This window comes from Ignavibacteriales bacterium (assembly GCA_026390775.1).
Taxonomy (GTDB): Bacteria; Bacteroidota; Ignavibacteria; order Ignavibacteriales; family Melioribacteraceae; genus Fen-1258.
Genome location: JAPLFF010000001.1, coordinates 1 through 14,680 on the forward strand (window position 1 = coordinate 1; position 14,680 = coordinate 14,680).

At 39.1% G+C, this 14,680-nt stretch carries 10 protein-coding genes; all 10 read left to right on the forward strand.

Going from position 1 to position 14,680, the window contains the following annotated elements:
• On the forward strand, window positions 1-541 hold a 541-nt coding region (locus tag NTZ27_00005; protein ID MCX6173124.1), incomplete at its 5' end, for a T9SS type A sorting domain-containing protein.
• 112 nt (window positions 542-653) lie between these two features.
• On the forward strand, window positions 654-3,344 hold the full coding sequence (locus NTZ27_00010) for a TonB-dependent receptor (protein ID MCX6173125.1): 2,691 nt from the start codon (window positions 654-656) through the stop codon (window positions 3,342-3,344).
• Window positions 3,345-3,367: 23 nt separating this feature from the next.
• On the forward strand, window positions 3,368-6,613 hold the full coding sequence (locus NTZ27_00015; GenBank protein MCX6173126.1) for a hypothetical protein: 3,246 nt from the start codon (window positions 3,368-3,370) through the stop codon (window positions 6,611-6,613).
• Between the two features lie 29 nt (window positions 6,614-6,642).
• Window positions 6,643-7,680, forward strand: coding sequence for a PorV/PorQ family protein (locus tag NTZ27_00020; protein ID MCX6173127.1), 1,038 nt, complete (start codon window positions 6,643-6,645; stop codon window positions 7,678-7,680).
• A gap of 61 nt (window positions 7,681-7,741) precedes the next feature.
• Window positions 7,742-9,241, forward strand: coding sequence for a peptidylprolyl isomerase (locus NTZ27_00025; GenBank protein ID MCX6173128.1), 1,500 nt, complete (start codon window positions 7,742-7,744; stop codon window positions 9,239-9,241).
• A 1-nt stretch (window position 9,242) separates the two neighbouring features.
• The gene (locus tag NTZ27_00030; GenBank protein MCX6173129.1) at window positions 9,243-10,553 is read left to right on the forward strand and encodes an extracellular solute-binding protein; all 1,311 of its coding nucleotides are present in this window, start codon (window positions 9,243-9,245) and stop codon (window positions 10,551-10,553) included.
• Between the two features lie 6 nt (window positions 10,554-10,559).
• Window positions 10,560-11,414 carry a sugar ABC transporter permease gene (locus NTZ27_00035; protein ID MCX6173130.1) on the forward strand — a complete coding sequence of 285 codons (855 nt, stop codon included), beginning with the start codon at window positions 10,560-10,562 and terminating at the stop codon, window positions 11,412-11,414.
• On the forward strand, window positions 11,415-12,224 hold the full coding sequence (locus NTZ27_00040; protein MCX6173131.1) for a carbohydrate ABC transporter permease: 810 nt from the start codon (window positions 11,415-11,417) through the stop codon (window positions 12,222-12,224).
• 20 nt (window positions 12,225-12,244) lie between these two features.
• Window positions 12,245-13,660 (forward strand): glycoside hydrolase family 130 protein, encoded by a 1,416-nt coding sequence (locus NTZ27_00045; protein ID MCX6173132.1) that lies wholly within the window; start codon window positions 12,245-12,247, stop codon window positions 13,658-13,660.
• Between the two features lie 38 nt (window positions 13,661-13,698).
• A complete protein-coding gene (locus NTZ27_00050) occupies window positions 13,699-14,607 on the forward strand; it encodes a glycoside hydrolase family 130 protein (protein MCX6173133.1) in 909 nt (302 codons plus the stop codon).
• Window positions 14,608-14,680 lie beyond the last annotated feature (73 nt).

The window sequence follows — 14,680 nt, forward strand, 5'->3', positions numbered from 1 at the left end:
CCACAGCGGGTTGACAAACAATTCCAATTACGATGAGATCGGTGCAAAAGATTTAGTCTTTGCTTTCCCTTCAGTAACACAATTCGGATGGACAAAATATTATGTGGATGTAACGGTACCGAGTGATCCAAAAGTAAAATCGCTATCGGTAAGAATTCATCCGTACTCAAGATTTACCGGAACAATATACTTTGATGATTTGGAAATTGAAGTGATTAATACGGTCACGGATGTAAAGAACAATCAAGTCATTCCGATGACATATTCTTTATATCAGAATTATCCTAATCCATTCAACCCGAGTACAGTCATCAGTTATACATTACCAGAAATTGCAAGAATTACACTGAAGATTTATGATGTTCTGGGCAGAGAAGTAAAAACGCTGATCAATGGAGAACAACCTGCCGGAGTCTATAAATTAAGTTGGAACGGTAATAATAATTTAGGTTCCAAAGTTGCAAGCGGTATTTATATTTATAGAATAGAAGCAGGCAGCGGTAAATTCATTCAGACTAAAAAAATGATCTTACTCAAGTAACAAATCCTTCGGAGCCGGAATGAGCTTTTATTCCGGCTCTATTTTTTACTAATTAAATTTATCGTATCGGTTCTTTTAAAGAACAAAAGTTAAAAATGGATGGGTGAATTTAATGTTCATTAAAAATTTATATAAGTATATATTATTTCTTCTTCCTGTTTTCTTTTTATTGAATCAAAATGCTTTATATGCAGGCACAACCGGAAAAATTGCAGGGAAGGTTTTTGATAAGAAAACGGGTGAAGCGTTGATAGGCGTTACGATTCTTCTTGTAGATACAAAGATGGGCGCCGCCTCGGATATTGACGGAAATTATTTCATAATAAACATTCCTCCGGGAGTTTATGAGCTTAAAGTAAGTCTTATAGGTTACGCTCCTGTAGTGATTAAAAATGTCCGGGTTTCGATTGATCAAACAACAAGAATTGATTTTGAAATGTTGGAACAAGCTGTTCAAGGTACAGAAATCATTGTAACAGCGGAAAAACCTATTGTAAGAAAAGATTTAACCTCCACTGAAGTGAAAGTAAGCGGCGATAAAATTGCATTGCTGCCTTTGGAAGACGTTCAATCCGTTGTAAACCTTCAAGCAGGAGTTGTGGACGGACATTTTAGAGGCGGTCGAAGCAACGAAGTAAAATATTTGATTGACGGAGTTTCTGTGAACGACGCATTTTCCGGCAGTTCGGCTTTGGAAGCAGAGGTTAATAGCATTCAGGAAGTTGAAGTTTTGACTGGAACTTTCAACGCAGAATACGGCGAAGCACTTTCAGGTGTTGTTAATCAAGTTACAAAAATTGCCGGAGATAAAATTACCGGCGAGTTCTCGGCATATTCCGGAGATTATTTCAGTCCGAGGAAAGATTTGTTCCCAAACATCAACCTCCTCGATCCATCTAAAATTTATAACCTCCAGGGAAATGTGAGCGGACCAATTCCGGGAACGAGTAATCTTTTAAAATTTTTTCTGTCCGGCCGGTATTTATATGACGACGGTTACATTTACGGTAGACGCATGTTCAATCCATCTGATTCATCAAATTTCTCCGCGAACGATCCGAAAAATTGGTATGTAGGTGCTACCGGGGATAATAAATATGTTTCAATGAATTATAATAAAAGACTTACACTGCAGGGCAAACTGTCATTAAACGTCGGCGGTGGAAAAGGAATTGTCTTTAACGGATTATACCAGGATAATCAATACAGAACTTACGACAATCTGTTCCGGTTAAATCCCGACGGGGACTACACATATTACCAAAAAAGCTATTTGGGAAGTCTAAATTATACACTTGTTCTCAGCAATTCTGCTTTTATAGATTTTTTGGGTTCTATGTTTGTAAGCAAGTATCAGCAATATGTTTTTGAGGATCCGTTTGATCCACGTTATGTTAAACCGGAAAGGATGCGCGATGTGAGCGGCAATGCATTCTTAACAGGCGGAACGGAGAATTGGCATTTCAACAGGACAACAACAACCTGGAGCGCAAAGACAGACTTGACCTGGCAGATCAATAATATACATCAATTTAAAACCGGTCTTGAATTAAAGCTTCACAATCTTGACTATCTCGATTATCAAATTGTAATTGACGCCTCGAATCAATACAAACCGACATTGCCAGCTCTTGGGTCATTCAATTATAATACATACAATACTAAGCCGTACCAGTTTGCATATTATGTGCAGGATAAAATTGAATTGGATTATTTGGTTGTGAATATTGGCTTTCGTCTGGACTATTTTGAACCCGACGGAAAATATTTAAAGAACCCGGATAACATTGCTGCACTGGACGGATTATTACCACCGTTCCCGGATTCATTAATGACAACAGCAAAAGCTAAATATCAATTTAGCCCGCGCATCGGAATTTCCTATCCGATCACGGATAAAGGCGCAATACATATTTCATACGGTCATTTTTTTCAGATACCGCCTTTCGAATACTTATATCAAAATCCGAATTTCCGAATACCATTAACAGGAGATTTTCCAAACAACATAGGCAATACCATAGGCAATGCTGATCTTGCGGCTCAGCAAACAATTATGTACGAGATCGGGTTGCAGCAGGAACTCACACCCGAGATTGGAGTTACCTTAACAGCGTATTATAAAGATATCAGAAATCTCCTCGGAACAGAAATTCATATTAAAAACGATTTTAGAAAATTCAGCAAGTTGATTAACAGAGATTACGGTGCGGTAAAAGGATTTACCGTTTCGCTCGAAAAAAAATTCAGCGAAGGATTCGGAGCTAGTCTCGATTACACTTTCCAGATCGCGAAAGGAGACGCATCCGATCCGAACGACGCATTTGATAAAGCGCAGGCTAATCCCCCGATCGAATCGAACAAACAATTGGTTCCGTTAAACTGGGATAGACGGCATTCTTTGAATTTTACTATTACGGCAGGCGTACCCAGAGATTTTATTGCGAGCGCAATCGGCAGACTCGGTTCCGGATTACCTTATACTCCGTCATTGATAAATCAAAGAACAGGTTTGGAGAACAGCGATAGTAAACCGGCTTATTTCAATGTCGATCTTTATCTAACTAAATATTTAGAATTATTCGGGCAACAATTTTCAGTATTCTTGAAAGTTTATAACTTGTTCGACACAGCAAACGAAATCAATGTGTTCGGTGATACCGGACGGGCAGGTTATACTCTTGAACTTACCCGTGCACAGGAGGCTCCGCGCGGAGTTAATACTTTGCAAGAATTTTTTACCCGTCCCGATTTCTATTCGTCGCCAAGACAGATATCGCTGGGCGCGTCAGCTAATTTTTAGTACTGTTAAAACGGAGGTTTAAGTTGTTCAAGCGAATAACTTTTTTATCATTCATTCTTGTTCACATGATTATTCTTTTCAACAATGATTATGCCCAAAGAATAGTTGATAAAAATAAAGGCGACCATAATCAAACCAGAAAAGGATTTATGGACGGCAACCTTGCGGCAACGGTGTATTATAATTTTGGAGAGATAGCCGACTGGAAAAACGAAGCTAGCCGGAGCGGTGTTTGGCCGAAGGGTACAAATCATACTTACGTTGACGGAGTTGCAATCATAGTTCAAGCGGAAGCAAAAGATCCTGTCGGAAATGTAATTTATCCTCTCGAATCAAATTATTATGAGTTCACACGATACGATCCCTCGACCGGAATCACTTACGGTTGGTGGTCATTGCCCGGTTATGCTGCGCCGTATTCTTCATCGCCGGCAAGAAGCGACGACAACACAACCTGGCCGTTTACCTGGCCGGATAGAACTTCCGATTGGAGCGGTTACTGGAACGGATTCTTCGGTAAAGGTGTAATGAATGCCGATGTGGAAACATACTTTGTTTTTGACGATAACGAGGATAGGGAATACATTCTGAAAAATAATTTTAGACCAGATGCCGATGATCATTTGCGCGGCGGTTTGGGCATGCAGGTAAAAGCGAGAGGTTTCCAATGGTCTCAAGTTCTTGCTCAGGACGCAATATTCTGGTATTATGAAATTACAAACATGACTACGACCGATTACGATAAAACTCTTTTCGCTCAGTATGTCGATTGGGGAATCGGAGGTCATGATAATTCATCCAACAATGCCGGAGATTACAACGAAGTTCTGGCTATGTCTTACGCATGGTCTACCGTTGCATTTGGAAATCCGGGCAATTGGACTCCTGTCGGATTAGCCGGTTACGCATTCCTTGAAAGTCCGGGAGTTTCCAATGACGGAATCGATAATGATTATGATGGTCTAACCGATGAACGGAGAGATAACGACGCTAGGATTTTTATCAAAGATGTAAATCAAGATCCGTTCATTAAAAATCCGGATCGCGATACTGTGAGGTTTCATCAATTTTACGGTTATTCATGGAGACCTCACTGGGACGCCGATGAAAATGCTAATTGGCGTTCTTACACCGACTTGAACGGTAACGGTAAATGGGATTCAGGTGAACCTTTGAATGACGATGTTGGTACCGATGGAATTGGGCCCCTGGATGCCGGATATACCGGACCTGATCCAGACGGATCCGAAGGCGACGGTAAACCGGAACAAGGTGAACCTAATTTCGGAATTTTAGATAAGGACGAATCGGATCAATTAGGATTAACAGGTTTCGCTATTTATCCTGTTCACAAATATGAACTGAACAAAGACGAAGAAAACTGGAAAGTGCTTTCGGGTTTACCGGCGCCGCACGGACAATCGTTAGCGGGTGTTAATCTGGCAAATTATTTCTCATGTTATCTTTTCCACTTAGAAGGTAAAAACAAATATTCGCAAAGTACCGGAACGCTTGAAGAAACGGGAGAGACCGAACGTTTTTCCATGGCAATGATTTACGGCATTGATCAAGGCGATCTGTTCCGGAGGAAAAAAACTGTACAATCAATTTATAATGCAAATTACAGATTCGCCAAACCTCCGGAAAAACCAATTGTAAAAGTTATTCCCGGCGATCACAAAGTAACACTTTTCTGGGATGATAGAGCCGAACAAACATTCGATGCATTTTATCAAAGATATAATTTTGAAGGATACAGGATTTATAGATCTACCGAAGCGAATTTTTTGGAAGACCAGGTTATTACTGATGCTTATGGTAAAGCGACATTCCGAAAACCGATCGCGCAATTCGACAAAATCGATGGTATAAAAGGTCTCCACCCGATAGATGTTAACGGAGCTTTATTCTATCTTGGCAACGATACCGGGCTGCAGCATTCATATATAGATACAACAGTAGTCAACGGTCAAACTTATTATTACGCCGTTGTAGCTTACGACCAGGGCTTTACTACTCGTACCGTAGCAGGCGCTTTTGAAGGTATTCCCCCTTCCGAAACAACAAGCATTATTAAAGTTGATATTAATGGAAAAATCAAAACTGATGTTAATACCGCGGTAGCAATTCCCCATGCACCGGCAGCAGGATATATCGCGCCGGAAATAAAAAATTTTACTGCAAGCGGACCCGGAACAGGTACGGTTTCAATTCAAGTTTTGGATCCTGACTCAATTAGAATATCGCATACGTATCGAATCGAATTTAAAGACAAAACTGTTTTTCATACAAACCCGCATCCGTCTTTTAGTCTAATTGATTACACGGCAAATGATACTTTGTTTAAATATACTCCTATCCTTGGAGCATCAGTACAGACTTCCGTCAGACACGGATTTTCAGTTGGGATCAATAACGATACTTCCGTTGTTGTTGATCAGGATAAATCGCGTTGGATAGTTGGTAACAGCAATTATATCGTTAAGATCGGATTTGATTCGCGTTATGCCGCTGCTTATAATGCAAAGCGCGTAAACTACCCCGGTGATTTTGATTTTTATCTTGTAAATCCTTCTGAAGGCGATCAAGGATTTCCCGCGACTTCATTCAGTAGTCCTAATCCTTCCAACATCAGAATAAAAAATCTGACGGACGGTATCGACCGCGCGCAATTTATTTTCCGCGATGATAATAAAGACGGAATATTCAACGATAACGATGCGGTGTTTCTTGCCTTCGGAGATTCCGTAGGAAAGAAAGCTACTGATTTCTCAAATCTTCATGTAGGTTGGTCAATTACTCTGGTAAAAGATACAACGATAACACCGGATAAACAGAGACCGCCACAAATAGGTGATATATTCCGTGTTATAACAAAAAAACCTTTTAGAACAGGAGAATATTTCCAGTTCCAATCGCAGGCGCAAGCATTCGATAATTCTAAAGCAGCGAAAGATCTGGACAACATCGCTGTTGTACCTAATCCTTATGTGGGCGCCGCATCCTGGGAACCGGCAACAACTCAAGTAGGCCGCGGCGATAGGTTGATATATTTCATACATCTTCCCGCACAATGTACAATAAGAATTTATACAATCAGCGGTAAACTTGTGAAAACTTTGGAACATAATAGCACTATAGCTAACGGCCAAGAGCCATGGAATTTAATTTCTCAGGACGGAATGGATATTGCGTTCGGCATTTATGTCTTTCATGTTACCGCGCCCGAAATAGGAGAGAAAATTGGAAAGTTTGCAATCATCAAATAAAAAATATAAAAATTACGGCGAGGGAAAATATGCATAGTAAACAACTCGCGAAATACAGTTTGTTATTTCTCGTTATACTATTTTATTCCGGTACTGTTATTGCTCAAAGAGTATCGAAGACCGGAACAACTGCTGCAAGTTTTTTGGAAATTGGCGTTGGAGCAAATGCAGTAGCTATGGGCGGAGCGTTTGTGAGCATTGCCAATAATGCATCGGCACTATACTGGAACGCTAGCGGCATAGCAAACATATCGCAGAACGAAGTTTTGGTAATGCATACAAATTGGATTGCACAAACATCATTCGATTATGCCGCTTTAGTTTTACCACTGGGAACTTTCGGTAACCTCGGATTTAGTTTTACTTCTTTAAGTATGGAAGATATGAAAGTTCGAACTGTTGATCAGCCCGAGGGAACAGGTGAATATTTCAGCGCAGGAGACTTAGCGGTTGGTATATCTTATGCTAGAAATTTAACCGACAGATTTTCAATCGGGTTCTCGGCAAAATTCATTCAGCAAAAGATTTGGCATATGAGCTCAACTGGTTTTGCTTTCGATGCTAGCACTTTATTCCATACTGATTTATTCGGCGGAATGGTAATCGGTGCTTCTATTTCAAATTTCGGAACACCGATGCAGCTGGTGGGCAGAGACAACCGGCAGTATATCAGTGTCGATAATACACAGCTCGGTTCAAATGATAGAATTCCCAGTGGTATCGAAATGGATTCCTGGGATCTGCCTTTAATTTTCCAAATTGGCATATCAACAAAAGCCATTAATACACAGGATTATAAGCTGACGGTTGCTTTTGATGCGATTCATCCCAACAACGATTTTGAAAGTATGAACGTAGGTACAGAATTTTCCTTTAAAGATTTCTTATTCATAAGAGGCGGTTATCAATCATTGTTCCTTAAAGATTCCGAAGGCGGTTTAACTCTCGGAATTGGGGTTAATACAAAGATGCTATTTTCAAATACAAATATTAGTTTTGATTATGCATATAGAGATTTCGGAAGACTCGAAGGTTTGCATACTTTTTCGATCGATCTTAAATTTTAGTAAAACTTATCCGGGTATAATGAATAAAAATTCGTGTGTGAAATTCATATTGATTCTTATTTTGAGCACATCAATCATTGCTTCTTACCCTACTCAAGAGCAGTATAAATCTAAACGTCTCTCATCACCCGTCGATGAAAGAGTTGTAGCTTCCATAGGAAAGCTAAAAATCACTGCCGATGAATTTAAAAGAGGTTACGATTACGGTCCGGCATTTTATAAGAGAGAAAAAAAATCAAAAGAAGTATACTTGAAATTTTTAATCAACGAGAAATTACTGGCACTTGACGGATATAAACGCAGAGTAGACACGGTCAAACAGGTTGCCGATATGTTCCGCGCCTTTCATGACGATTTGATTACCGGTGAATTATTCAATGATGAAATATTTAACAAAATCAAAGTCACGGATGCGGAAATCGATTCCGTGATTACGCAAAAACAATTGGAGCTTGATATTAAATGGTTATATACACTAAATAAAGATGAAGCGTTCAACTATATGACTTTGTTGAATAAAGGTTGGGTCTTCGATTCTTTATTTAAGAAACAGTCTACGGATAGCACGTTGATAAATGACCGACAACTGAAAACCGATTTGTATCATATTAAAATAAAAAATCCGGTGATGGCCAAAATTATTGATACCTTGAAAGTTGGAAAGGTTTCTCTTCCAATTCACGCGCAGGATGGATGGTATTTGGTAAAACTCGAAAATTTATCTCGAAATTTAATCTCGACCGAATCGGAAGGAACCAAGCTTCGGAGCGAATCTATTGAAGCAGTTAAGATGAATAAAATGGACCGTTTCTCAGAACAGTATACCGTTAAATTAATGAGCGGTGAAAAACCGGTTATCAGAAAAGATGAGTTCAACATTTTAAGATCTTACATTGGAAATTATATTTTGCCAAAGGAAAAGTATGAAGAATGGCAATTAGCCGAAAAATTGGACTCGACTTTATCCGTTCTTAAAATTAAAGATAAAGAAAAGATACCCAGCCTCAAGCTTGTGGAAATGAAGAACGGTTCAGTAACGCTTACCGATATATTAAACTGGTACTGGACGCGCGATCAGTATCTCAAATTTAATGAGAAAAATCTTATGACCTATTCAATCTCGCTTGAACAGATGATTTGGAGAATGGTAAGAGATAAACTGCTTGTGGCTGAAGCCAACAAAAGAAATCTTTCCGAAAGGCAAAGCGTAAGGAATGAGGAAAGATTGTGGAAAGATAAAATAGTTTACAGTTATGTCCGGAATGAATTAACCAACGCGGTTATGTTGGAAAACAAGGAACTGCCGGAATTGAACGAAGGTTCCAAGCCAAAAAATAACGCTGAAAAACTTAGCGCCGAGTTGTCAAAAAAAATTCTTAGAAAAGTAAATCAGCTTAAACAAAAAGAAGCTGTAAAAATTTACAGCAATGTTCTTAATTCGATCAACGTTACGGATGAAAACAATCCAAAAGTTATTGAGTTGTATACCGTTAAGAAAGGCGGTCTGATTCCGCGTACTCCGTATCCAACCATAGATAACGATTGGAAAAGCTGGGAGTGAAATGAAGTTAACCCGGTTGTACCATAAAATAAGTTTATCTGTTGCAGCGGTTTTCATTTTCGCTATGATCAATTCATGCGGCAGCGGTTCGAGTCATGATATGAATCATATCTTATATTGGTCTTCCAACAACAGCTATGAAATTGAATTTGCTAAATACATTACCGAAAGCTGGAATAAAGAACATCCCGATACAAGAGTAAATTTTCAGCCGGTACCGGAAGGGCAATCCAGCGAGGAAGTAATTCTAGCGGCGGTTGTTGGAAAAACCACACCGGACATTTATTCGAATATGTGGGAAGGTGACGTTGAATCCTACGCTAAAGCGAATACCTTAGTCGCGCTCGATACTTTAAAAGGATTCAAAGAGTTTCTTGCTGAAAGATGCTACAGCAGTGTTATCGCCGAAATCACTTCCGGCAACGGGCACATCTACCAAATACCATGGAAGATTAATCCCATCATGCTTATCTACAACGAAAATATTATTCATGATTTGGGTTACCAAAGACCGCCGTTAACTTTTTCGGAATTCTTCGACGCTTCTAAAAAATTTCAGAAGGATATTGACGGAGACGGTTATGTGGATCGCTGGTTCGGATACTCCGAAGTTCTTGTTACATGGTGGCAGAGGTTTTTCGATTTTTATCCTTTGTACCTGGCAGCTTCCGGAGGAGCCCCGCTGGTTAAAGGCGACAGCGCCGCTTTCAATAATAAATACGCCGTTGAAGTTTTCACATTCCTCCGCGAGTTATACGCGAAAAATTATTTCTCGAGGGAACGACTTTCGGCGCGTCAGGATGTTTTTCTATCCGGCATTATAGCAACACGCTTTACCGGACCGTGGGAGATTGCACATTCGGAGACATATAAACCAGAAGGATTCAAATATAGTTTTTCACCGATGCCGATTCCTGACGATCATAAAGGGCCGATTTATACTTACGGTGACCCGAAAAACATTGTGATTTTTAAAACGTGTCCAAATCCTCAACTTGCCTGGGATTTTTTAAAATATCTGCTGGAAGAAAAAAACGAATTAAAGTTTTTGGAATTGACTAATCAACTGCCTAGAAGAATAAATCTTGATACTAATCCTTTGTTCGAAGATTATTTTAACAAAAATCCGAAGATGAAAATATTTGCCGAACAAGCTAAGTTTGTAAAAGGTACGGATCAGTCACCGGTTCTTAAAGAAGTTTTCGATTTGATATCGCAGGAGTACGAGGCGTGTGTAATCTATGGCAAGAAAACACCGGAAGAAGCAGTCAGAGATGCAGCAAAAGCCGTTAATCTATTATTTCTAAAGTGATTTGATATGATAAAAAAGTTTACTCCATATTTGCTTGTCTCGCCTTACATAATTCATTTTGCTTTGTTCGTGGCATTTCCGGTTGTGTTCTCAATTGTACTAACATTTCATAACTGGAATATAATTTCGCCGATGCAGTATACCGGGATAAGCAACTACAAGAGACTATTCAGCGATGCAACATTTTGGAAGTCCATACTTAACACTCTCATATTTCTTGTTATTCATATTCCGCTTCAAATAATTGTTGCGCTTACTTTAGCGGAAGTATTGAATCAGAATATAAAATTCAGAGCATTTTTCCGCGGCGCGTTTTTTCTGCCGGTAATTGTATCCGGAGTTGTTGTTACAATTTTGTGGCAGCAGTTATACGGTTTTGATACCGGTTTGCTTAACAGATTATTAATCAAAATCGGGCTCGGTAAGATCGGTTGGCTGAACGATCCTGCTTGGGCTATGCCTTCGATTGCGGTAATGGCTACGTGGAAAAATGTTGGTTTATATGTTGTGCTTTTTCTTGTAGGACTTCAAACCGTACCTCCGCAATATTACGAAGCGGCAGAATTGGAAGGAGCTACTCATCTCCAAAAATTTTTCAAAATTACACTTCCGTTGATCAACCCGACAATACTAATGGTAGTAATTCTTTCTACGATCGGCGGATTTTCTCTTTTTATCGAACCATATGTTATGACGGGCGGAGGACCACTTAACAGTACAATCTCTGCCGTGCTCTATATTTACAAACAGGGCTTCTTCTATTATCGTATGGGTTACGCAGCTACACTCGGCATTTTCTTCGCATTAATAATTCTCGGTGTAATAATTCTTCAGAAAAAATTTGTTGAGAGAGAGAATTAAATGAAGAAAATAATATTTTATTTCTGTCTAGTGGTTTTTGCACTGATATTCATTTATCCATTCATCTGGATGTTAAGCGCATCAATTGCGCCGGAAAACCAAATCGGTGGATTAACATTTCTTCCTACAGATTTTACATTTAGTAGTTTCCGGCAAATGTTTGATAAAATACCAATCGGAAGAGCATTTGTTAACAGTTTGCTGGTTGCCCTCTCAATTACATTCGGTGTTTTAGTATTTGGTTCGATGGTCGGTTATGCTTTATCAAGGTTACGCTTTAGAGGAAGGAATCTTATTTTCTACATCATCATCTTTACGATGACTTTGCCTTTCCAAATTACTCTCATTCCGCAATACATCATAATGGTAAAGTTCGGATGGGTTGATACTTACTGGGCGTTAATCGTTCCGTACCTTATGAATTCGTTCGTGATAATTATGTTCAGACAATATTTTAATTCCTTACCTCAAGACTTGATAGACGCGGCGCGCATTGACGGATGCAATGAACTCGAAATTATTTTTAGAATTTTGTGGCCGAATTCAATACCTGCGCTTGTTACTGTGGGCATTATTACATTTATGGCTTCATGGAATGAAGTGCTTTGGCCGTTAATAGTTATACGCCAGGAGAATATGATGACTATGCCGCAGATGGTTACATTATTTGCCGTAGGCGGAAGAGCCGAATCGCAATTGGGAGTAAAGCTTGCCTCGGCGGTTGTGCTAGCGCTGCCGATAGTAGTTGCGTATCTCTTCTTCCAAAAATATTTTATACAAAGTATGGCTTCATCTGGACTTAAAGAATAGTATCACTACGGAGATTAAAAATGTCTTTAGAAATATTACCGATAAAAATTTTGCCGGATTCAAAAAGAGTTATAACACTATTCTTTATACTCCATCCGGAAAGAATAAAGCAGATTATAAAAAGAATAATTTCGCTTTCTGATGAAGAAACTTCTCAACATATAGAGAAAATCAAAATTCAATTTGGGAACAGACACAGAAATATTCATGAAGTAATTCTTTCTAATTATGAGAAAGTACGCGGGCACATCGTTAATGATTTGAAAATTACGCACGAGAAAAAGATGTTGATCGGGGCATACTTCACAAAGGAATATTCGATTCAATCAGCGGCTTTGTTCAATCCGTCAATTGTGGCTCATCCTGATCAAACTGGTTTACACCATGACGAGCTGCGATTCGTGATGAGTTTGCGAGCTACAGGAGAAGGACATCTTTCTTCCATTGAATTCAGAGAAGGATTAATCAAGAACAATGAAGTTATTGTGGCGGATGTTTCAAAGATTTGTGAATTACCCCGGAGGCTCGAAAATAAAAAATTTGAGAAGAGACTTATTGGTGAAAGATTTCGGTCAAAAAAAAATCTTCTCGAAATATTCTTGAGAGATTTGGATGAAGAATTTTCTTTTGATGAATTTGAAAATGCTTCACGGGGGAAAAGAAACACGAAGGAAGAAAATGAACTTTATGATGAGTTACTGGATTTCCTGGAATCGAACTATGAAATTGAGTTCGATTCAAATTCTACTTTGGATGAAAGAGTAATCTTTCCGACTGCTAAAAGCGAATCGGTTGGAATGGAAGATGTAAGACTCGTAAAATTTCAAAATGCCGACGGCACTTCCTGTTATTACGGAACATACACCGCATATAATGGAAAAACTTTTAGAGTTCAATTGCTCAAGACAGTTGATTTTCGAAGATTTAATATCCATACCTTGCACGGCAGTCAAATTGAAGATAAAGGAATGGCGCTTTTCCCCAGAAAAATAAACAGCAAATATGTAATCACTTCGCGCAACGACGGCGAAAACCTTTACATTATGTTTTCCGATGATCTCTATAACTGGAACGAAAAAAAAATATTGTATGAGCCGAGCAAAGCATTCGATTTTGTGCAGGTAGGCAACTGCGGGTCGCCGATTGAGACTAAATACGGCTGGTTATTAATAACTCATGCAGTTGGATATTTCAGAAGGTATTCAATAAGTGCAATGCTTTTGGACATAGACGACCCGACGAAAATTATCGGCTCGCTGGACGAACCACTGATCGAACCGATTGAATCTGAACGAGAAGGCTACGTTCCTAATGTTGTGTATTCATGCGGTTCAATGCTTCATGGCGATAATGTCATTATTCCTTTTGCAATGTTCGACTCTTATTGCGGCTTTGCAAGAATTCCGCTTGAAGAATTAATTTCTAAAATGAGTTGACAATTCCCGATATTCTGAAAATAATCTAGGTGATAACTATGAGCATAGAAAAATATTCTAAGAATCCGATTTTGACAAAAGATATGGTTCCTTTCAATGTTAACAGCATTTTTAATCCCGGCGCTGTAAAGTATGGAGATAAATATCTTCTTCTCTGTCGGGTAGAGATGCCGGACGGCCGGTCATCTTTTGTTTTGGCTGAGAGCAAAGACGGAATTGGTTTTGAAGTGAATGAGAAACCGACGTTATCGCCAGAGGATCATAAATATTGTTTTGAATATGTTAATTGGGGTATCGAAGATCCGCGCGTAACAAAAATCGACGATAGATATTTTATTTTATATACCGGTTATTCCAAACACATGCCGCTTGTTATTCTATCGGAGACGAAAGATTTTCAATCATTCAAAATACACGGACCGATAAGCGAACCATCCAACAAAGATGCAGCGTTATTCCCGGAAAAGATTAATGGTTACTACTGGAAAGTAGATCGTCCTGCTGCCGAAGTGAAAAGAGAAATTTGGATTAGCAGCAGTCCGGATTTGATTCACTGGGGAAATTATAAGTGTTTAACAGAACCTTTACCGGGAACCTGGGAAGGCGATAAAATTGGCAATTCGGGTACACCCGTTAAAACAAAAGATGGTTGGATGATGCTATATCATGGTGTGAGAGGATTCGGAATTACTTCTACTTATAGGCTCGGAGTTTTGTTGATGGATTTGGAAAAACCCTGGATTCTTAAAGGCAGAAGTATGGAACCTATAATGAGTCCTGAATACGATTATGAACGCGTAGGAGATGTGATGAACGTTGTATTTTCCAACGGCTGGATTGTTGAAGACGACGGTTTGGTAAAAATTTATTATTCCGGCGCCGATACTAATATTTGTTTAGCCGAAACAACAATCGATTACCTCTTATCTGTGTGCCGACCAGTATGAAAGAGTTAAAGCTAAAATTCTTTATTCTGATTTTCATTTTAGGTTTTGCCACCTTCTTTATAAATTGCCGGGC

What these genes read in the sequence shown, in the direction of transcription:
- NTZ27_00010 (MCX6173125.1), top strand. Translation starts at nt 654, where the DNA reads ATGTTCATTAAAAATTTATATAAGTATATATTATTTCTTCTTCCTGTT.
- NTZ27_00035 (MCX6173130.1), top strand. Translation starts at nt 10,560, where the DNA reads ATGATAAAAAAGTTTACTCCATATTTGCTTGTCTCGCCTTACATAATT.
- NTZ27_00020 (MCX6173127.1), top strand. Translation starts at nt 6,643, where the DNA reads ATGCATAGTAAACAACTCGCGAAATACAGTTTGTTATTTCTCGTTATA.
- NTZ27_00030 (MCX6173129.1), top strand. Translation starts at nt 9,243, where the DNA reads ATGAAGTTAACCCGGTTGTACCATAAAATAAGTTTATCTGTTGCAGCG.
- NTZ27_00045 (MCX6173132.1), top strand. Translation starts at nt 12,245, where the DNA reads ATGTCTTTAGAAATATTACCGATAAAAATTTTGCCGGATTCAAAAAGA.
- NTZ27_00050 (MCX6173133.1), top strand. Translation starts at nt 13,699, where the DNA reads ATGAGCATAGAAAAATATTCTAAGAATCCGATTTTGACAAAAGATATG.
- NTZ27_00040 (MCX6173131.1), top strand. Translation starts at nt 11,415, where the DNA reads ATGAAGAAAATAATATTTTATTTCTGTCTAGTGGTTTTTGCACTGATA.